We start from the raw sequence: 19,825 nt of genomic DNA on the forward strand, positions 1-19,825 counted from the left end.
TAAATAAATCTCACCTTCTGTGCATCATTTCATACATTCCATGCATGTACAAAACGTTCAACAACAACGTCAAAAGAGCAGATTGCACTTTTCTGCATCTGCTCCGTTACTGTTCTGATTCTACTCTTCGTCAGTGTCCTCAGGTAAGATCTTAAGCTCACCTTCATTCAGTTCTTCGATTGCAATGGAAAGCGGCTTCTGTCCGTCTTTCACAGGTACAAGCGGAAGTTCTCCGGCGATCAGCTGTCTTGCACGCTTAGATGTAGCCATTACGATAGAATAACGGCTGTTTACAACCTTAGAATCTCCCTCTTCAACGTCTTTGTTAACTACTTTCATCAAGTCAGTATAAGATGGATGCAGCATATTAATTTTCTCCTTTCAACTCTTCCAATTCTTCTTTTATGTCATTCATAAAATTCACATTGCGTGAACTTCTGTGGTGTTCTCCCTGGATAATAGAATGCATCTCTTCAACACAATCATCCAGTTCATCATTCACGACAAGATAGTCATAAGCACTCATTCCCTCTGCCTCTTCACAGGCACGGTTCATTCTGGACTCAATAACCTCCATCGTCTCTGTCCCTCTTCCTACCAGACGGGACTTCAGTTCTCTGGCATTCGGCGGTGTCACAAACATCAGAAGCGTATCCGGGAACTTTTCTTTCACTTTCAGTGCTCCCTGAATCTCGATCTCAAGAATCACATCTTTCCCTTCATCCAACATCTTCTCAACATATGCACGCGGTGTGCCATAATAGTTTTCCACGTATTTAGCATACTCTATCAATTCATTATTGGCAATCATTTTTTCAAATTTCTCCCTGGAAAGGAAGAAATATTCTCTGCCATCTACTTCCCCGTCACGTGGACCTCTTGTTGTCGCAGAGATGGATAAAGCATAATTCTCCGGATATTTTCTCATTAATTCTTTCATCAATGTACCTTTTCCGGCTCCTGAGAATCCGGATACGACAATCAAAATACCTTTTTTATTCATGATCCTGCCCTCTTTTACTCTATTCTATATTCTGTATCTGCTCTCTGATCTTCTCAATCTCTGTCTTCAGACTGATCGCATGATTGGAAACCTCGATATCATTCGCTTTAGACAAAATCGTATTTGCTTCGCGATTCATCTCCTGCGCAATGAAATCCAGCTTACGCCCGATTCCTTCTTTCTCCTCCAATGTTGCTCTCATATGCTGAATATGGCTCTTCAACCGCACAACTTCCTCATCTGTACAGATCTTATCTGCATACAGAATCACTTCTGCTGCCAGGCGGTTTTCTTCCATCTGTGTATCTGCCAGCAACTCAGCCACTTTCTCTTCCAGCTTCTGTCGGTATTCTGCCACAATCTGTGGAGAACGTTCTTCTACCGCAGCGACTTCCTGCTCCAGAAATGTAAGCTTCGCAAGAATATCTTTCTTCAGGTTCTCACCCTCTGTTATTCTCGTCTCAACAAACTGTGTAAAAGCCCCTTCCAGTGCTTTCTTCAGTCCATTCCAAAGCTCCTCTTCATCTTCCACTTGCTCTTCCATCGTAAGAACTTCCGGAAATCTTGCAAGTGCAGATACGCTGATGTCATTTTCCAGCCCGAATTCTTCTTCCATCTGCTTAAAATACTTCATATATTCTGCCGCGATCAATGGATTATATTTCACAGAGCTCTGCGCCTGTGACAGATCTTCATATGTAATAAAGATATCAACTTTCCCGCGGTTCGCATAAGACTTCAGAAGTGTCCGGATGGATGTTTCAAAAAAATTAAGTTTCTTCGGCATTCTGATGTTCACATCAAGATAACGGTGGTTTACACTCTTTAACTCAACGGTAAACTTCTTGGAATCCTGCTGAATCTCACATCTGCCAAAGCCTGTCATACTTTTGATCATTGTCTTCATCCTCTGTTTACTATAATCTAATCTATTATACATCAAATGTTTGTAAATGGTCAACAAGTCTTTTATAAAGATTCGATTTATGTTACAATTAAAAAATGTGAAAACAAACCTTTTATTCAGGAGGAAACAATATGGCTTTTGATGGAATCGTTGTGGCGAGTCTCACCAGCGAATTAAAACATAAATTATTAAACGGAAGAATTTCAAAGATTGCACAACCGGAAGCGGATGAGCTTCTTCTGACAGTCAAATCAACGGAAGGTCAGTATCGTCTGTCGATTTCGGCGGATGCTTCTCTTCCGCTGGTCTATCTGACCTCGAAGAATAAGCCAAGTCCGATGACTGCCCCAAACTTCTGTATGCTTCTTCGTAAACATATCAGCGGCGGCCGCATTGTTGATATCTGGCAGCCGGGACTTGAGCGTATTATTCATTTTACAATTGAACATCTCGATGAACTTGGTGACCTCTGCCGGAAAGATCTGATCGTCGAGATCATGGGAAAACACAGCAATATCATTTTCTGTAACGATCAGGGTAAGATCATTGACAGTATCAAACATGTATCTGCACAGATGAGTTCTGTCCGGGAAGTTCTTCCGGGAAGAGAGTATTTCATTCCGGACACCATGCAGAAAGTAGATCCGCTCACGGTAACTTCTGAAGAATTCGCAGCGCATCTGACAGGTAAACCAATGCCACTTGCCAAAGCAATTTACACAAGTTTTACCGGAATCAGTCCTGTAACCGCGGAGGAGATCTGCTCCCTTGCAGGAATGGATTCTTCTGTCCCGGCCCAGGAGTATTCTGCTGATATTTTACTTCATCTATATACACAATTTGAGATTTATTTATCCGCGATCAAAGAAGATACCTTTTCACCTGGTATTTATTTCGATGGAAAAGAGCCAAAAGAATTCTCTGCTCTTCCGCTGAGTCATTTTGTCAACTATACAAGGGTAGAATATGATTCTGTTTCCGAAGTACTTGAGACTTATTATTCGACACGCAGTCTCATTACCCGCATCCGACAGAAATCGGTTGATCTGCGTCACGTAGTTCAGACTGCATTAGAACGAAACCGGAAAAAATATGACTTGCAGCTGCGTCAGTTGAGAGACACAGAAAATCGTGAAAAATTTAAAGTGTACGGCGAATTGATCAACACTTATGGATACAATCTGGAGGAAGGCGCAAAGGCTCTTGAATGCCTGAATTATTACACCAATGAAATGGTATCCATTCCGATGGATCCATTAAAGACACCGCAGGAGAATTCCCAGCGTTATTTTGCAAAATATAACAAGCAAAAACGTACTTTTGAAGCACTTTCTGTTCTTTGCAAAGAGACATTGGACGAGATCACTTATCTGGAATCTATTCAGACAGCACTTGATATTGCACTGACAGAAGATGATCTTGCTGAAATCAAAGAAGAGCTCACAAACTCCGGCTATATCCGCAGAAAATATACAAAGAAAAAAGTCAGGATAAAAAACAAACCACTCCATTACATTTCCAGTGACGGTTATCATATGTATGTCGGAAAGAACAATCTTCAGAATGAAGAACTGACATTCCACTTTGCAGTCGGAAATGACTGGTGGTTCCATGCAAAACAAGCTCCGGGATCCCATGTCATTGTCAAAACACATGGGGATGAACTTCCGGACCGTACATTCGAAGAAGCAGCCAGACTTGCAGCTTATTATTCCAGCATGCGTGGTTCCGATAAAGTTGAGATTGACTACGTGGAGAAAAAACAGGTCAAAAAACCAAATGGTGGGAAACCTGGATTTGTCGTCTATTATACAAATTACTCCATGGTGATTGACAGCGATATCAGCAATATAGAAGAACTTGAGTAATATGAAACCTGTATAATATGAAAGAAGTGGTAATAACAAAAAGAAGGAAGACTTCAGCGGCATGAGCCCGGTCTGAAGCTTCCTTCTTTTTATATACCATCAACCACAGGATTTCTGGCAACGTTTCTTTTATTTCGCAGAATTCTTTATTTCATCCGGAACATGGATTTCATCCACCTTGTTATAGTCCGTAAACTGAAGCACGATCGAGTAAAGATTTACTTTCGTAGTCTCTCCGTAAGACTTATATAAATCTCCCATTACATCACTCATGTCTACAACGATCTTCGCCGGAAGCAGTTCTTCTTTGTAAATGTCAAAAATAACAGGAATTTTCAAATTACGGATTGCATCCTCCTCCGGGAGATTCACCAGATGATATGCTTCTACCATCTCTTTGCCAAGAAGACCCATAAGCTCCGTTCCTGTTACATCGCCATACAACTGATAACATGCCTTGCCATTTACTGTTGTCTCCTGCTCGGACAGGTGGAAAGACTCAAGCGCTTTCCCCTCCTGTGCAAAAATATTTCCGTCAATACCAAGGTGATTCTCGCTGCTTCCTTCTGCACTCTCTTTCTTCCAGGATCCATTCGTGCCACTATATGTCACTTGTTTTCCATCTTCCTCTACCTGATAAAGTTCCAGATCTGCAGATACTTCAGAATCTTTGATCGTCACCCTGGCAGTTCCTTTCGCATGACCAGCCGGAGGCTCTGTCGTGTTCTCCAGATCCATCTCCATGTTTACTTCCATCAGATTTAAAATATCAGACATCTGAATTGCCAGCTCCACATGGTTTGCTGAAGAAGTTACTTTCTGCATATTTTCCGAAGACTGACGAAAAATCTTCTTTGCATTCATCTTCCCGGCACATCCAGAACAAAACAGCATAACCGCAACAAATACGATCAGTAACTGTACAGATATCAGCTTTTTGCGAAATCCACTCTTGTTTTTCTCTTCTGTTATTCCATTTTCCAAGTTCTGTTTGACTCTAAAAGCCTTCCACACAATGCATTACTCCCGTCCTGCCAGATAATCAATAAACTGCTGTGCTGTTCTTCCAGACAAACCGCCATGAGACAGTTCCCATGCATTCGCCTCAAGAAGCAGCTGCTCTTCCGGCATATTGATTCCATTCTTTTTCGCAAGTACACGCACGATCTCCTGGAATGCCTTCTTATCCGGTGAACCGAAATAAATCGTAACGCCAAATCTTGCAACCAATGACAGCTTCTCCTGTACTGTATCATTTGTATGCATATCTTCATCTCTGTCCTGCTTATCACGGAATGTCTCGCGGATCAGATGACGGCGGTTTGATGTCGCATAGATCAACACATTCTTCGGTTTCTTCTCCAGACCACCTTCGATTACTGCCTTCAAATATTTGTATTCAATTTCAAATTCTTCAAAAGAAAGATCATCCATATAAATAATGAATTTATAATTTCTATTCTTAATCTGAGCGATTACATCATTCAGATCCTGGAACTGGTGTTTATACACCTCGATCATACGAAGTCCCTGGTCATAATACTGATTTAAAATAGCCTTGATCGAGGAAGATTTTCCTGTTCCGGCATCTCCGAACATCAGACAGTTATTTGCTTTCTTTCCTTCTACAAATGCTTTCGTGTTATCAACCAGCTTTTTCTTTGCATCTTCATAACCTACAAGATCATCAAGATGTACATGGGCAATGTTTGTAATCGGTATGATCTCCACATCAGAATTCTCCGGATGCTCCACACGAAATGCCTTGTGAAGTCCAAGTTTACCAACTCCAAATTCCTTATAAAACTGCGTCAGTGTACGCTTGAAATGATCTACGTTCTGCGTCGCGGCAAGGGCACGGCTGAGATCACAGATTCTGTCCCTGACACGACGGTTGAACACTTTACCGCCACTGTTACCACTCTTATAATCCATGATGATCTTCAGGCAGTCAGCGTCCAGACTCTTTTCCAGTTCCTCGAAATCATAGTCAAACATTTCCTTAAAAATAGCAAAATCATGAAGTGCAATCTCATTCAGACTACCTTCAATCTGTCCTACGATCTCACAGGAAGTGCTGTATGCATTCTCATCACTTGCAAGAAGAAATGTCAGATAAGTATGCCACAGATTCCCTTCAAAACCGTGGCTTACTGATAATTCCAAAAGTTCATTGATACAATCAAAAAGGAGTCCTCTTAAATCTTCTTTGTTATAAAATTCACTCTCATAATTATCAATCAGGAATGTGATATCCTTTAGAATCTCTCCATATTCCATATTTTTATACAGCATCAGTTCGTTTGTACGCATTCTAAATAACCTCTTTTCCAGTAAATCCCTCTAGAGCTTTCGCTCCACCTGCTCTGTATTCTGTTTTTCTATCTATTCTAATATCTAGTAATTTCCAAGAATTCTCAAATTCGTTGCTTCTTCTCTCAGTCCACGCAATGCATTCTTCACTGCTGCGTCCTCCAGACTTCCATCAAAATCTACAAAGAAACGATATTCCCACTGTTTTCCTTTCACAGGTCTTGATTCAATCTTTGTCATATTTATATTATTGTATACAAAATGTGACAGAAGATCATAAAGAGAACCACTCTGAGCCCCACTCTGATGCGGAAGTTCGAATTCAATACTGATCTTTGACGCATGTTTCAGATAAACCTTCTGATTCGTCACCACGATAAAGCGTGTACAGTTATCCGGCTCGTCATTTATATTATCTGCGAGAACTTCCAACCCATGAATCTTCGCCGCATAGGCACTACATACAGCTGCCTGTGCCTTATCTCCATCTTTTACTACTTTCTGCGCAGCGATTGCCGTATTCACTACGCTGATCTGCTGCCATTCTGCATGGTCATTCAAAAACCCTGTCGTCTGCATAAGGGCTTCTGCTTTCGAATAAACACGTTTGATATCTGTAAGTGTTGTTCCCGGAAGTCCTGACAAAGTATGCACTACCGGAAGGATCGTCTCAGCAACAATATAATTCTCAAATTCATCCAGAAGATCATACATCTCATTCACCGGACCTGCAGATGAATTTTCAATCGGAAGAACCGCATAATCCGCAGCCCCTTCTTCAATCGCAGTCATTGCATCACGGAATGTTCTTACATGAAAGCAATTCACATCTTCTCCAAAGAACTGATGCATTGCTGCTTCTCCGTAAGCACCTTCTGTTCCCTGGAACACAACTCTGGCAGTATCCTTCTCAAGAGAATCAATCTGAATAAAAGGAAGCCTTCCAAGTGCGCCTGCTTCTACCAGCTTCTGATACTGCAGTTTTCTGCTCATAGACATCAGCTGCGTATATAATTCACGAACTCCGTTCTTATCAAAATCATTGTCAACCTTTGATGCCACATCTGCAAGTTTCTCCTGCTCCCGCTGCCGGTCATACACTTTACGTCCGGCTTTCACCTTATAATCTCCAACTTCACGGCAGACATTCATTCTCTTCTGATAAAGTTCCACCATCTGGTTATCTATCTTGTCGAGCTCTACTCTCAGTTCTTCAAGTGTTGCCATCCTAACTTCTCCTTACTAAAAAACTCCATCCATACTGCATCTCTTTTATACTGATTTGTAACACAATTAATTATAGTAAAAACACTGCATGAACAGTACCAAGTATAATACATTTTTTCCACAAAATCTATCCTTTGAAAAAAGTTTATTTTCCTGTTGAAAATCTTCTCGTTTTAGTATATCATGGTATGGAATACGAGAACAATCGGTTTTTATCTGATTCAAGCGTCTCGAATAAAACATTGGGAGGTATACAAATGAACGTTTCTGATTGTATCAAGATGCGCAGAAGCATAAGAAAATATAAACCTGATCATATTGATCATTCTATTATTGATTCTATTATTTCTACTGCTTCCTATTCTCCGTCTTGGAAAAACACACAGATCACTCGTTATATTGCAATTGAAGACCCCTCTATTCTCAAAAAGATCGCTGATGATTATACCCCTGTTTACAATTCTAATATTATCCGTCAAATTCCTATGCTGGTTGCTGTTACTTTTATCAAAGGCAGATCCGGTTTTGAACGTGACGGATCCTACAGCACAAAAAAGGGAGACAGATGGCAGATGTTTGACGTTGGTGTTGCCTGCCAGTCTTTCTGTCTTGCTGCAAAAGAACAGGGACTTGGCACTGTGATCATGGGCATCTTTGATGAAGAAAAAATTACAGAACTTTTAGAGATTCCGCCAGAGAGGGAACTGGCAGCTCTGATTGCAGTCGGCTGGCCGGATGATGATCCGCAAGCACCTAAGAGAAAAGCCGTTACTGATCTACTAGAATATAAATAATGTGATTCAATCACACAAGGAGGTTACTTATGAGACATTTAATGAGCCCACTGGACTTCTCAGTGGAAGAACTGGACGAACTGTTGAAACTTGCGCAGGATATTGAGGCACATCCTGACAAATACGCACATGCCTGCGACGGAAAGAAACTTGCGACTTTATTCTATGAGCCAAGTACTCGTACACGTTTAAGCCATGAAGCCGCAATGCTGAACCTTGGAGGAAGCGTTATGGGATTCTCTTCCGCAAGCTCCAGTTCTGCTTCAAAAGGAGAAAGTGTATCTGATACAATCCGTACAATCTCCTGCTACGCAGATATCTGTGCAATGAGACACCCAAAAGAAGGTGCTCCGATGGTTGCCTGCCAGCATTCCAAAATTCCGGTGATCAACGCAGGAGACGGTGGACACCAGCACCCGACACAGACACTGACAGACCTTCTCACAATCCTTAACGTAAAAGGAAGACTTGACAACATGACAATCGGTCTGTGCGGTGACTTAAAATTCGGTCGTACTGTTCACTCACTGATCACAGCACTCGTGAGATACACAGGCATCCGTTTTGTACTGATCTCTCCAGAAGAATTAAGACTTCCGGAATACATCCGTCATGATGTACTTGACAAGATGAACATTCCTTACGAAGAAGTTGTACGTCTGGAAGAAGCAATGCCAAAGCTTGATATTCTGTACATGACACGTGTTCAGAAAGAACGTTTCTTCAATGAAGAAGACTACGTACGTATGAAAGACTTCTACATTCTCGACAAAGAGAAAATGAAACTCGCTCCGGAAGATATGTATATTCTTCATCCGCTTCCGCGTGTAAATGAAATCTCTGTTGACGTTGATGACGATCCACGTGCTGCTTATTTCCGTCAGGTTCAGTACGGAGTATATGTGCGTATGGCTCTGATCCTTACACTTTTGGATATTCACGTTGACTAATATAATCATATTTCATAGTACGAAAGGGGTAACAAAATGTTAGAAAATACATTAACTGTAGGACGCATCTCTGAAGGATTCGTTCTTGACCACATTGAAGCCGGCAAAAGCATGGAGATTTATAAATACCTTCACCTGGATAAATTAGACTGCTGTGTTGCCATCATCAAAAATGCAAAAAGTAATAAAATGGGCAAAAAAGATATCATGAAGATTGAATGCCCGATCGATTTCATGGATCTTGATATTCTCGGATTCATCGATCACAACATTACTGTAAATATTATTGAAAACGGAGAGATCATCTCCAAGAAACCTCTGACTCTTCCTAAGAAGATCAAAAATGTGATCCGCTGCAAGAACCCAAGATGTATCACATCAATCGAGCAGGGACTTGATCATGTATTTGTACTGACTGATGAAGAGAATCAGGTATACAGATGCCAGTACTGCGAGGAGAAATATAGCCGCAGATAATCCATCGTTTATCTATATCAGATGTGGGATTGACTCCCACATCTAATATAAGAGCCAGAACAGTTACCGTGTGTGGTATCTGTCCTGGCTCTTATAAATTTAACACTCTTCTGCAATTTTATAAATCAGCTTCTCTGTATCTTCCCATCCCAGACATGGATCTGTAATAGATTTTCCGTAAGTCATATGATCGCAGATCTTCTGATTTCCTTCTTCGATGTAACTCTCGATCATAACTCCCTTGACCATCTTCTTCACATCATCATTGTATCTTCTGCTGTGAAGAATTTCGCTGACAATACGAATTTGTTCTTTGAACTGCTTATTGGAGTTGGAATGGTTCGCATCAATGATCGCTGCCGGGTTTTTCAGGTCTTTCTTCGCATAAACATCTACCAGACGGACAAGATCCTCATAATGGTAGTTCGGAATACAGGTTCCATATTTGTCAACACCACCACGAAGAATTACATGTGCAAGATCATTTCCTTCTGTTGTAACATCCATTCCTCTGTAAATGAAGTTATGAGAGTTCTGAGCAGCAATTACGGAGTTCATCATAACTGAAAAGTCTCCACTGGTCGGGTTCTTCATACCAACCGGAATGTCCATTCCACTGGCTGTCAGACGGTGCTGTTGGTTCTCTACCGAACGGGCACCGATTGCCTCATAAGAAAGGATATCGTCAAGATAGCTTCTGTTCTCCGGATAAAGCATCTCGTCTGCGGATGTCAGTCCTGTCTCTTTGATCGCGCGGATATGCATTCTGCGGATTGCAATGATACCCTCAAGAAGGTTTGGAGCCTGATCCGGATCCGGCTGATGGAGCATTCCCTTATATCCTTCTCCTGTTGTACGTGGTTTGTTTGTATAAATACGAGGAATGATCATCAGACGGTCTGATACCTTCTCGTTCACTTTTGCAAGACGATTCACATAGTCGCACACAGAATCTTCATTGTCTGCGGAACATGGTCCCACGATAACAACAAATTTATCGGATTTTCCTTCAAAAATCTCCCGAATCTCCGCATCACGTTTCTTCTTGATCTCTGCCAGTTCTTTCGGAAGCGGGTATTCCGCCTTCAGGTTTGCAGGTAATGGTAATTCTGCATTAATTTTCATTCCCATGGTCTTAATTCCTCCGTTGTCTGTCTCTTGCAAAAGAATCTATCTCAAATAACTTCTTCCGCATTATTAATAACTAAAATACAAAAGGAGTTTCTAAACAGAAACTCCCTCCATTGATTGAGCAAAACGATAAGCCGGGTTATGTCGTTGAACAATCATCTATCTAGGCGCCGCGTTACCGCTGCGCTCAAGCGACCCACCTTAAGCGTGACGGGCAGCCACATTGCTTATATTCGGTCTTGCTTCGGATGGGGTTTACATGTGCCCTTCCTGTTACCAGCAAGGCGGTAGTCTCTTACACTGCCTTTCCACCCTTACCTGCACAAAATGCACAGGCGGTTTATTTCTGTTGCACTGGCCTGGGAGTCACCTCCACCGGACGTTATCCGGCATCCTGCCCTATGAAGCCCGGACTTTCCTCACCTGCGGCCTTTCGGCACTTGCAGCCGCGATTGTCTGTCTTACTCAACACAGTTTTCAATTATACTAAGAAATCCCTCTGTTGTCCACTGTTTTCAAGATTTTCTTCTTGATTTTTATTAATCAATCATTGTTTTCGAATTTTTACAGCCCTTCATCTACGATAAGATTTGTTCCATCTGCTGCAGTTGTCGCAAGCTCATCGCATCTTTCATTCTGTGGATGTCCATCATGCCCCTTTACCCAGTGAAATGTCACACTGTGTTTCTGCTTTGCTTCTAACAGACGTTTCCAAAGGTCTACATTCTTCACCGGTTCATTCTTCCCGCGTTTCCATCCCTTCTTGATCCAGCCGTCTACCCAGTGCTGGTTAAACGCATTCACAACATATTGTGAATCCGAATAGACTTCTACTTCACAGGAACGGTTTAAAGCCTCCAGACCTGCAATTACAGCCATCAGCTCCATTCTGTTATTCGTTGTCTTCTCATATCCCTGGGACAATTCCTTCTTATGAAGCTGTCCCTTCGTGTCGACATACTCAAGCACTGTTCCATATCCACCCGGTCCGTCCGGGTTTCCGCGCGCTGCACCATCTGTATATATTTTTACCAGCATTTTCAATCTCTCCTGTTATTCCATCCTTCTGTTTTATCTTAATGAAAAAGTATCTACCACCTGTACCACTTCTGGAAGTATATATTCTAGATCTTCCTTTGCCATCTTGGCACTCTCCGGCAGATTGATCATCAATGTCTTCTTTCTGATTCCAGCCTCTGAACGATCCAGAATCACTTTCTTTGTATGACGAAGATTATAAGCCCTGAGTGCTTCCGGAATACCTGGAAGCAGACGGTCTGCTGTCTCCCTCACAGCATCCGGCGCACAATGCTTCTCCAGGAATCCGACTGCTCCGGTTGTCAGAACCAGTTCAACCATTCCCGCATCTGCCAGCTTACAGAGCACTGTTTTCAGCATTTCTTTATCCTCTGGAAATGCTTTTGCTGCCCGGACTTCAATCCCAACCTGCTCCAGCATTCTTTTGAGTGATGCTGCCGCTGCCACATCCGCTTTTGCTTTATATGCCCCTGTATCTAATGATAAAATAACCGCTCTCATCTTCTGTCTGCCCCTTTCTTAATTCTACTATGATCTCCACTCGTACTTTCTCATTATACAGAACAATAAACTTTTGTGCAACTAGAACAAAGAATGTGCCTCGGCACATTCTTGCGCCTGCGGCGGTCGCTTGCGACGCCTACATTATACGCCGCAGTGCGCATCCTAAGCGGAGCGTTTTCAATAAAAACAAAAAGATGTCCTGACAGATCTTTCTTCCGGAGGGCTAATCCTTATTATCGATCTGTTAAAACATCTTTTCTTAACTAGAAATTAAATGAGTATATGTATGACTTTCTCTTACAGGTTTGCTTTGAAGAACTCTTCCATCTTAGCTGCTGCAGCTTCTTCGTTCTCACCTTCAACTGTTACTTCAACTTCCATACCTTTTTTGATACCCATAGCCATGATAGCCATCAGTCTTGTAGCGTCAGCTGTTTTTCCGTTTCCAGCGATTGTAACCTTAACTCCCTCAAGAGCTTTTGCTTCTTTTGCAAGCATTCCTGCCGGTCTTGCGTGGATTCCTTCGTTGTCCTGTACTACATAAGTAAATTTTGCCATGATACATTCTCCTATCTTTAATTTATTTTATTTATCACCTATTTGTCCAGACAGGTCTGGAAATGCCTGCTCCAGTACAGCCTTCGCATCCATTGCTCCGAAACGCTCCGGATCAATCCTGTCTATGCGGATGCCTTTGGACTCATACTGTTCTTTCAGGCTTTCGAACCGATGTCCCAGCTGCGGACCAAGCAGCAGAACATCTGTCTGACCTGTGTAACCCTGAAATGCACGTTCCGACATCGCTGTGACTGCGATTTCAAGATTCTCATTCCGAATCAGCCGTTTCATCTTATTCACTAAGAGGCTCGTTGAAATACCTGCCATACAGATCAATGTTAGATGTCTCATCGTCATTTCCTTTCCTGTCCCTCGACTGACCTTAATTTAACATATATTTTTAAAAAGCTCCACTCAAAAAATGACCACAATCAATGTGGTCACTTTTGAATCACTGAACATATAATCACATTCATCAAGGAGATTAAATACATTTTATTCTTCTGCTCTGCGCAATAACTGGATCAACCTGTCATAATCCGGATGACGAATCAGATTCTGCACATCTGCCGGACGAAGGATCAGATCTGTCGTTGCCTCATAGAACTGCTGCAGATTCTCATCCTCTTCCCTTCCGATCGCCGTCAAAAATACGACCTGCACCTTCTGCCGGAACCAGAATATCGGTTCTTTCAGAACTGCCACTGCAACAAAAGCACGCTCCTGGAAGGCACGCTCCGGGTGTGGAAGTGCCACCAGATTACCATAATCTGTTGGTGTAAGTTCCTCTCTCTTCAAAACAGATGCAGTGAATGTCTCCGGAAGTCCCTTCTCCTGCTCAACCTTCCGGCACAGGTTCTTCAGAACCTCATCCTTCGTCTTTCCTTCCACATCCGTAAAAAATAATTCCTTCTTAAAATATTTCTGCAGAAAATCCTTACTCTCTCTTACAAAAAGCTTTCTCACCCTGTCAATGTCATTGTCCTGCAGAAAGGAACCAATCTCCAAAATCGGTACCGGTACATAAGAAGAGATATGTACCGTTGTAAATACATAATCCACTTTTTCAAACGGAAAGTTCTCCAGTTCATAAAGATTACATACATAAATCTTTTCAATATACTCTTTAAATTCTCTGCTGTACTTATATCTGAGAATTTCTGAACTCGTCTTCCCAGATGCACATACGATCAGAATCGAAAACTTCTTCTGTTCATTCTCCTGCTGCTCCAGAGCCAGTTCAAGAACCTCTGCGAGTCCGGCAATCTCATCTTCTGAAATCGACTGCTGAAAATATTCCCCCAGTGCAATTGCCGCCTGGGACGCCATCGTATAAGAAAGCACATAATTCTTACGGATCTCTTCCAGCATCGGGTTTCGCAGGATCATATGATATTTCATACGAAGGACAAACGGAACCATATGTCGGTTCAGCTCCATACGCAGATGAAAATCATTCCTGAAATCAACATGGAATTCCCTGTAGATCATCTCCAGCATCTCAGTAATAAGACGGTCGATCTCGCTTTGCATCACGAAATTTTCCTGTTCTGTCTCACTGTCGATATAAACCTTCCCCACAAGCTGCAGTGTCAGATAATTCTTCTCATCCTGAGAAAAATGAATCTGATAATGCGTGCCCACCAGCTCTGTCAGTTCTTCCACAAACTGCTTCTCTTTTCTTCCAAGCATATCCGCTGCCTGCGATTCAACATATTTCTCCTGACGTATCCTTCGCATCGCCACATAAATATGTTCCACAAAGTCATTGTAAGCAATCTCAGAAAGTTCGATTTCATATTTCTTCAGACACTGATAGACCATTTTCCCCAGTGTCTCGATCTCATCCGTCTGATGCCGTCTTCCAATTCCTTCCAGACTATCCTGCTTTACAAAGACATCCACCATACACTGACGAAGATTAAATTCACTGCCTTCCACACGGATACCATATCCCGGCTTCTTATGAACTGTAATACCATACTTCTGATAAGTTTCCTCAACCTGCCGGAGTGTATTCGTCAGCGTCCCCTTAGAAATATAAAGGAAATCACACAACTCCTCTGACTTGATATATTCCGTTCTGTTCAGAAGATATGCAAGGAGAAAATGTACTCTCTCCTGATTATTCGACGGAATCACCGGATCTTCATTCTCCTTCGGATTCAGCAGTCCTTCGATACCTTCCGGCTGTCTTGGATTCAAATAATATCCGTACCTGGACTTTGATAAAATCTGGATTCCTTTCTTCTCAAGCTCCGGATTCAGTTCCTTGATCCTGACTCTTACCGTCTTCACGCCAATTCCAAGCTGACCGGCCAGTTCACTCGCAGTCACATGTTCTGTTTTACACAATAATTCAAGAATCTTTCTCTGTTGGTGATTCAGCAACACTGAATTCCTCGCTTTCTTTTGCATATTTTACTTACTGTTTATCTTATCATATTTTCCTGTAAAAAAAAAGCTCACGATCACTATATAATAATGCAGACCAGACCACCATTGCTGTCGTTTACGATCTTCTGCATAGAATCCTGCAGTTTTACCTGACTTTCTTCGTTGATCAGCGTAATCTTATTACGCATACCATCCATCACAAGATCTTCAATTGATTTGCCGAAAATATTCGTTCCCCAGACGCCTTGTGGACCTTCGCTCTCTTTTTTAATATATGCAACAAGGTCTTCTGCCTGTTTCTCACTTCCCACGATCGGTGCGATCTCCGTTTCTATATTCGCACGAATCATATGGATCGATGGTGCCTCGGAACGGATCTTTACCCCATATCTGCTTCCCTGCTTGATAATTACCGGCTCATCCAGATGAATTTCTTCTTTCTTCGGGCTGACTACTCCGTAGCCTTTCATCTTCACATCCGCAAATGCATCCTTGATCTGACTGAATTCTTCTTTTATAGAAGAAAGCTCTTTCATCAGAGAAATCAATTCATACTCACTGCGGATCTGAGTTCCTGTCAACTCACTCAACACTTCATAATAATACTTCTGGCAGAAAGAAATCCGCAATATAACCTTGCCTGTGTCCATCTCTACCTGATCCAACAGGATCTGGTCTATGTATGGACTTTCTGTCTTCCAGTCTTTTCCGGAGACACTCCGCAGATCCGACATCTGAGCCATATTTTTCTTCACATTCTCAATCAGATCTTTCTTGATTCTGTGATCGCATGACAACATTTCCACCCATTTCGGAATATAAAATTCTATTTCCGTAACAGGAAATTCATACAGTACCTGGCGCATCATTTCATAAATATCATCTTCCTTGAGCTGTTCACAATTCACCGGATAAACAGGTGCTGCATATTTCTCCTCAAGAGCTGATCTCAGACGTTCTGTCTCTTTCGAATACGGTTTCTGGCAATTTAATAAAATAAGAAATGGCTTCCCAATCTGTCGAAGTTCTTTCACTGTCCGCTCTTCTGCTGCCACATAGTTTTCTCTTGGCAGATCTGTCACACTTCCATCTGTAGTTACAACAAATCCAATTGTCGCATGATCGTGTATCACCTTTTGTGTTCCGATCTCGGCTGCCTTTGTAAATGGTATCTCATAGTCATACCATGGCGTCTTCACCTGACGCTCCTGCCCATTCTCGGTATGGCCATTCGCTCCATCCACCATGAACCCAACACAGTCTGCCAGCCGGATCTTCACCTCTATGTCATCTGAAAGCTTTACATCCGCTGCTTCTTTTGGAACAAACTTCGGCTCTGTTGTCATGATCGTAGTTCCCGATGCTGCCTGAGGAAGTTCATCTTGTGTCCGCTGCTTTACATGCTCTTCCTTAAGATTCGGCAAAATCAAAAGCTCCGCAAAACGCCTGATGAACGTTGACTTGCCTGTCCGAACCGGCCCCACAACTCCGATGTAGATTTCTCCGTTTGTCCGTGCTTTCATATCTTTGTATACCTGAAATGAATCCATAAAAATACCCCCTTGTTCTGCTGATACCAATGTATGCAGCCAGACAAAGGGGTATGACTTTTAATTTTATATTCGTTTCGTTCTCTTATTCTTCCCAGAGAAGAGAAGAGTTCTCAATCTTAGACTCACGAAGCATCAGATCATCTACTGCCTGTTTTGGATCCTTTCCTTCAAAAAGAACCTTGTTGACCTCATCTACGATCGGCATTGGAACCTCATATTTCTGTGCAAGCTTTGCAGCTGCTTTCGCAGAATAGACACCTTCAACAACCATGTTTACTTCCTTCATAGCCTCTTCCATCGACTTGCCCTGTCCCATTAAGTAACCGGCTTTACGATTACGGCTATGGACACTGGCACAAGTAACGATCAGATCACCGATTCCGGTAAGTCCACAAAAGCTCTCGAACTTGCCGCCCATCTTCACGCCAAGTCTTCCGATCTCAACAATACCACGTGTGATCAGAGCCGCCTTTGTATTATCTCCATAGCCGAGACCATCTGCAATTCCTGCCGCAAGTGCGATGACATTCTTAAGAGAACCTCCAAGCTCGATTCCAAGCATGTCAGGACTTGTATACACACGGAATACTTTACTGTTAAATGCAGACTGCAAGTACTCTGCTGTCTTTTTTGTCTTTGCACCGATCACGCAGGATGTTGGAAGCTTTCTTCCTACTTCTTCTGCATGTGTCGGTCCACTGAGCACTGCTACGTCCGCCTGCGGAATCTCCTGGCTGATCTGCTGAGACAGCGTCATCAGTGTATTTTCCTCGATTCCCTTCGCTACATCAACGATCATCTGCCCATCAACAACATACGGCTTCATCTTTGCCGCTGTACTCCTTGTAAAGATAGAAGGAACTGCAAGAACTAAAAAATCTTTTCCTTTAATAGCCTCTTCCATCTCATTTGTGATCATAATCTCTTCTGAAATATGGACACCCGGAAGTTTTGATACATGCTCCCGCTTCTCGCTCAACATCTCCACTTCTTTCGGATCGATCGACCAGACAGTTACATCATGTCCATTATCATGAAGAAGGATTGCCAGGGCTGTTCCCCAGCTTCCTGCCCCAAGAACTCCTACTTTTGCCATATCATCTCTCCTTTTCTTCGCTTCTTTTATTTCTTTGAACCGAATTTATTCTCTGTTCCATTCAACAGACGTTTAATATTGGCGCGGTGTCTGTACCATGCAAGTGCTGTAAGTAAGAACGTGATCACATATAACTCATATACCGCACCCTTCGCCATATCAAACCATCCAAGCTGTCCGAAGATCACCATCTGGATAAAAAACACTGCATAAGCAAGCAATGAACCAAGGGAAACATATCTTGTCACAAGCACCGGCACAAGAAAGAATGCCAGTGTGACAAAAAACAGGATGGAACTGTACGGCAGATGCCAGAAACAGTTGCTTACCACAAGTGCTGCCATAACAGCGATTCCCTTCCCACCTTTAAAATTCATATAAAATGGGAAGTTATGTCCCAAAGTAACTCCTGCTCCTGCATACATCATCAGAAGCGGAAGAATATTACTTCCATGATATATTGCACGGACAATGAGCACTGCTGCAAAACACTTCAACACATCTCCTGCGAATGTCATAAGTCCTGCTTTCAATCCCATAACACGCAGTGCATTCGTCGAACCGGAATTTCCGCTTCCTGCTTTTCTTATATCAATATGATGCATCTTTCCGACCAGATAACCGCTCTGCAGAAGTCCGCAGGCATATCCGATCACCAGACAGATAATACGTTCCATTCTACTGATCCTTTTCCTTTCTCTCACGGATGAAGAACTTCAGTGAAGTTCCTCTGAAGCCAAATGCCTCTCGGATCTTATTCTCAAGATATCTTGTATAGGAGAAATGCATCAGCTCCTTGTCATTTACAAAGATAACAAATGTCGGTGGCTTAACAGCAACCTGTGTAATATAGTAGAGTTTTAATCTCTTACCTTTATCTGACGGTGGCTGCTGCATAGCAACTGCCTCTGTCATGATCTCGTTGAGAACTCCTGTCGCAATACGAAGTGTCTGGTTCTCAATGACCATATCGATCATATCATACAGTTTCGGAAGTCTCTGTCCTGTCAGTGCAGATACATACATGATCTCTGCATATGGCATATAAGAAAGTACCTGACGGATCTTTCCTTCGTATTCTTTCATTGTCTTATCATTCTTCTCAATGGCATCCCATTTATTAACGACAATGATAACTCCCTTGCCTCTTTCATGAGCGATTCCGGCAATCTTCGCATCCTGTTCTGTGACACCTTCTGTCGCATCGATCACCATAAGTACAACATCGGCACGCTCTACTGCACTTACAGTACGGATGATACTATAACGCTCCAGTTCTTCCTTGATCTTATTCTTTCTACGAAGACCTGCTGTGTCGATAAAAATGTATTCCTTTCCGTTATGCACGATCTCTGTATCGATCGCATCTCTTGTTGTACCTGCGATATTGGATACAATTACGCGGTTCTCACCAAGCAGACGGTTTACGATAGAGGATTTACCAACATTTGGTTTACCTACGATTGCGATACGCGGACGGTCATCATCCTCTTCTGATGGATCCCACTCCGGGAAATGTGCTGCAACCGCATCAAGCATATCTCCAAGACCAAGTCTGGATGCTGCTGAGATTGGCACCGGATCTCCGATTCCGAGATTGTAGAATTCATAGACATCAGCCATATATTTATCAAAATTGTCAACCTTATTTACAACAAGGACAACCGGCTTACCGGAGCGGCGAAGCATATCCGCAACCTTAGAATCTGAATCCACAAGTCCCTGCTTTACATCTGTGATAAAGATAATAACATCTGCTGTGTCAATGGCGATCTGAGCCTGCTCTCTCATCTGGGAGAGAATGATATCACTGCTGTCCGGCTCAATACCACCTGTGTCGATCAGTGTGAACTCTCTGTCAAGCCAGTCAACATCTGCATAAATTCTGTCTCTTGTAACACCCGGTGTATCCTTAACGATGGAGATCATCTCTCCTGCCAGGACATTGAAAAGTGTTGATTTACCCACATTCGGGCGCCCTACAATGGCAACTACTGGTTTACTCATTC

The 19,825-nt window shown here is 42.5% G+C and carries 20 protein-coding genes and 1 other RNA gene; 4 read left to right on the forward strand and 17 right to left on the reverse strand.

All coding sequences use genetic code 11. The features are described 5' to 3' along the window. Positions 1 to 120: 120 nt before the first annotated feature. The 3 genes from rpoZ to LI126_RS03935 are packed head-to-tail and all read right to left on the reverse strand — an operon-like array spanning position 121 to position 1,901. The gene (rpoZ, locus tag LI126_RS03925; protein ID WP_020435635.1) at positions 121 to 366 is read right to left on the reverse strand and encodes a DNA-directed RNA polymerase subunit omega; all 246 of its coding nucleotides are present in this window, start codon (positions 364 to 366) and stop codon (positions 121 to 123) included. A 1-nt stretch (position 367) separates the two neighbouring features. Next, positions 368 to 1,003, reverse strand: a complete 636-nt coding sequence (gene gmk / locus LI126_RS03930) for a guanylate kinase (RefSeq protein ID WP_015529781.1) — start codon at positions 1,001 to 1,003, stop codon at positions 368 to 370. A 19-nt stretch (positions 1,004 to 1,022) separates the two neighbouring features. After that, positions 1,023 to 1,901, reverse strand: coding sequence for a YicC/YloC family endoribonuclease (locus tag LI126_RS03935; protein WP_118113786.1), 879 nt, complete (start codon positions 1,899 to 1,901; stop codon positions 1,023 to 1,025). Between the two features lie 140 nt (positions 1,902 to 2,041). Between LI126_RS03935 and LI126_RS03940 the strand changes: the two genes are divergently transcribed. Then, complete coding sequence (locus LI126_RS03940; RefSeq protein ID WP_227164859.1) at positions 2,042 to 3,778, forward strand: Rqc2 family fibronectin-binding protein; 1,737 nt, start codon at positions 2,042 to 2,044, stop codon at positions 3,776 to 3,778. A gap of 129 nt (positions 3,779 to 3,907) precedes the next feature. Here the strand turns inward: LI126_RS03940 and LI126_RS03945 are convergent, their stop codons facing one another. The 3 genes from LI126_RS03945 to pheA all read right to left on the reverse strand — a co-directional run bounded on the left by LI126_RS03945 (position 3,908) and on the right by pheA (position 7,318). After that, a complete protein-coding gene (locus LI126_RS03945; RefSeq protein ID WP_227164860.1) occupies positions 3,908 to 4,792 on the reverse strand; it encodes a DUF6612 family protein in 885 nt (294 codons plus the stop codon). Positions 4,793 to 4,798: 6 nt separating this feature from the next. Continuing rightward, positions 4,799 to 6,091, reverse strand: a complete 1,293-nt coding sequence (locus tag LI126_RS03950; protein WP_195942021.1) for an ATP-binding protein — start codon at positions 6,089 to 6,091, stop codon at positions 4,799 to 4,801. 84 nt (positions 6,092 to 6,175) lie between these two features. Further along, on the reverse strand, positions 6,176 to 7,318 hold the full coding sequence (pheA, locus tag LI126_RS03955; RefSeq protein ID WP_020435639.1) for a prephenate dehydratase: 1,143 nt from the start codon (positions 7,316 to 7,318) through the stop codon (positions 6,176 to 6,178). Between the two features lie 257 nt (positions 7,319 to 7,575). On the opposite strand from pheA, the gene LI126_RS03960 reads away from it, so the two are divergent. Genes LI126_RS03960 through LI126_RS03970 form a run of 3 tightly spaced genes read left to right on the forward strand, consistent with a single transcriptional unit; the run spans position 7,576 to position 9,539 of the window. Then, positions 7,576 to 8,112 (forward strand): nitroreductase family protein, encoded by a 537-nt coding sequence (locus LI126_RS03960; RefSeq protein ID WP_055171104.1) that lies wholly within the window; start codon positions 7,576 to 7,578, stop codon positions 8,110 to 8,112. 29 nt (positions 8,113 to 8,141) lie between these two features. Continuing rightward, positions 8,142 to 9,062, forward strand: coding sequence for an aspartate carbamoyltransferase (gene pyrB / locus LI126_RS03965; protein ID WP_020435641.1), 921 nt, complete (start codon positions 8,142 to 8,144; stop codon positions 9,060 to 9,062). 36 nt (positions 9,063 to 9,098) lie between these two features. Beyond that, positions 9,099 to 9,539, forward strand: coding sequence for an aspartate carbamoyltransferase regulatory subunit (locus tag LI126_RS03970; RefSeq protein ID WP_015529774.1), 441 nt, complete (start codon positions 9,099 to 9,101; stop codon positions 9,537 to 9,539). Between the two features lie 99 nt (positions 9,540 to 9,638). Here the strand turns inward: LI126_RS03970 and LI126_RS03975 are convergent, their stop codons facing one another. The 11 genes from LI126_RS03975 to der form a co-directional block, all read right to left on the reverse strand. Beyond that, a complete protein-coding gene (locus LI126_RS03975) occupies positions 9,639 to 10,670 on the reverse strand; it encodes a 3-deoxy-7-phosphoheptulonate synthase (RefSeq protein WP_015529773.1) in 1,032 nt (343 codons plus the stop codon). Between the two features lie 114 nt (positions 10,671 to 10,784). After that, positions 10,785 to 11,138: RNase P RNA component class A (gene rnpB / locus LI126_RS03980), an RNA gene on the reverse strand. Between the two features lie 96 nt (positions 11,139 to 11,234). After that, positions 11,235 to 11,708 (reverse strand): ribonuclease HI, encoded by a 474-nt coding sequence (gene rnhA / locus LI126_RS03985; RefSeq protein WP_015529772.1) that lies wholly within the window; start codon positions 11,706 to 11,708, stop codon positions 11,235 to 11,237. Positions 11,709 to 11,741: 33 nt separating this feature from the next. Further along, complete coding sequence (locus LI126_RS03990) at positions 11,742 to 12,209, reverse strand: molybdopterin-binding protein (protein ID WP_020435645.1); 468 nt, start codon at positions 12,207 to 12,209, stop codon at positions 11,742 to 11,744. A 300-nt stretch (positions 12,210 to 12,509) separates the two neighbouring features. Continuing rightward, positions 12,510 to 12,770, reverse strand: a complete 261-nt coding sequence (locus LI126_RS03995; protein ID WP_015529770.1) for an HPr family phosphocarrier protein — start codon at positions 12,768 to 12,770, stop codon at positions 12,510 to 12,512. Positions 12,771 to 12,797: 27 nt separating this feature from the next. Then, entirely contained in the window at positions 12,798 to 13,121 is a 324-nt protein-coding gene (locus tag LI126_RS04000) for a PTS sugar transporter subunit IIB (protein WP_117497198.1), read from the reverse strand. A gap of 144 nt (positions 13,122 to 13,265) precedes the next feature. Next, positions 13,266 to 15,161, reverse strand: coding sequence for a BglG family transcription antiterminator (locus tag LI126_RS04005; RefSeq protein ID WP_227164861.1), 1,896 nt, complete (start codon positions 15,159 to 15,161; stop codon positions 13,266 to 13,268). A gap of 83 nt (positions 15,162 to 15,244) precedes the next feature. After that, positions 15,245 to 16,717 (reverse strand): stage IV sporulation protein A, encoded by a 1,473-nt coding sequence (gene spoIVA, locus LI126_RS04010; RefSeq protein ID WP_227164862.1) that lies wholly within the window; start codon positions 16,715 to 16,717, stop codon positions 15,245 to 15,247. A gap of 85 nt (positions 16,718 to 16,802) precedes the next feature. Next, on the reverse strand, positions 16,803 to 17,816 hold the full coding sequence (locus LI126_RS04015; RefSeq protein ID WP_227164863.1) for an NAD(P)H-dependent glycerol-3-phosphate dehydrogenase: 1,014 nt from the start codon (positions 17,814 to 17,816) through the stop codon (positions 16,803 to 16,805). A 26-nt stretch (positions 17,817 to 17,842) separates the two neighbouring features. Next, positions 17,843 to 18,493 carry a glycerol-3-phosphate 1-O-acyltransferase PlsY gene (plsY, locus tag LI126_RS04020; protein WP_015529766.1) on the reverse strand — a complete coding sequence of 217 codons (651 nt, stop codon included), beginning with the start codon at positions 18,491 to 18,493 and terminating at the stop codon, positions 17,843 to 17,845. Position 18,494: 1 nt separating this feature from the next. Then, the gene (der, locus tag LI126_RS04025) at positions 18,495 to 19,823 is read right to left on the reverse strand and encodes a ribosome biogenesis GTPase Der (protein WP_226870635.1); all 1,329 of its coding nucleotides are present in this window, start codon (positions 19,821 to 19,823) and stop codon (positions 18,495 to 18,497) included. Positions 19,824 to 19,825 lie beyond the last annotated feature (2 nt).

The organism is Mediterraneibacter sp. 210702-DFI.5.30 (assembly GCF_020560115.1).
Lineage (GTDB): Bacteria > Bacillota > Clostridia > Lachnospirales > Lachnospiraceae > Mediterraneibacter > Mediterraneibacter faecis.

Coding starts and splice junctions, on each gene's coding strand:
- rpoZ (WP_020435635.1), bottom strand. CDS start 366: ATGCTGCATCCATCTTATACTGACTTGATGAAAGTAGTTAACAAAGAC.
- LI126_RS03995 (WP_015529770.1), bottom strand. CDS start 12,770: ATGGCAAAATTTACTTATGTAGTACAGGACAACGAAGGAATCCACGCA.
- pyrB (WP_020435641.1), top strand. CDS start 8,142: ATGAGACATTTAATGAGCCCACTGGACTTCTCAGTGGAAGAACTGGAC.
- LI126_RS03960 (WP_055171104.1), top strand. CDS start 7,576: ATGAACGTTTCTGATTGTATCAAGATGCGCAGAAGCATAAGAAAATAT.
- LI126_RS03950 (WP_195942021.1), bottom strand. CDS start 6,091: ATGCGTACAAACGAACTGATGCTGTATAAAAATATGGAATATGGAGAG.
- LI126_RS04015 (WP_227164863.1), bottom strand. CDS start 17,816: ATGGCAAAAGTAGGAGTTCTTGGGGCAGGAAGCTGGGGAACAGCCCTG.
- LI126_RS03940 (WP_227164859.1), top strand. CDS start 2,042: ATGGCTTTTGATGGAATCGTTGTGGCGAGTCTCACCAGCGAATTAAAA.
- pheA (WP_020435639.1), bottom strand. CDS start 7,318: ATGGCAACACTTGAAGAACTGAGAGTAGAGCTCGACAAGATAGATAAC.
- spoIVA (WP_227164862.1), bottom strand. CDS start 16,717: ATGGATTCATTTCAGGTATACAAAGATATGAAAGCACGGACAAACGGA.
- LI126_RS03935 (WP_118113786.1), bottom strand. CDS start 1,901: ATGATCAAAAGTATGACAGGCTTTGGCAGATGTGAGATTCAGCAGGAT.
- plsY (WP_015529766.1), bottom strand. CDS start 18,493: ATGGAACGTATTATCTGTCTGGTGATCGGATATGCCTGCGGACTTCTG.
- LI126_RS04000 (WP_117497198.1), bottom strand. CDS start 13,121: ATGAGACATCTAACATTGATCTGTATGGCAGGTATTTCAACGAGCCTC.
- der (WP_226870635.1), bottom strand. CDS start 19,823: ATGAGTAAACCAGTAGTTGCCATTGTAGGGCGCCCGAATGTGGGTAAA.
- LI126_RS03990 (WP_020435645.1), bottom strand. CDS start 12,209: ATGAGAGCGGTTATTTTATCATTAGATACAGGGGCATATAAAGCAAAA.
- LI126_RS03970 (WP_015529774.1), top strand. CDS start 9,099: ATGTTAGAAAATACATTAACTGTAGGACGCATCTCTGAAGGATTCGTT.
- gmk (WP_015529781.1), bottom strand. CDS start 1,003: ATGAATAAAAAAGGTATTTTGATTGTCGTATCCGGATTCTCAGGAGCC.
- LI126_RS03975 (WP_015529773.1), bottom strand. CDS start 10,670: ATGGGAATGAAAATTAATGCAGAATTACCATTACCTGCAAACCTGAAG.
- rnhA (WP_015529772.1), bottom strand. CDS start 11,708: ATGCTGGTAAAAATATATACAGATGGTGCAGCGCGCGGAAACCCGGAC.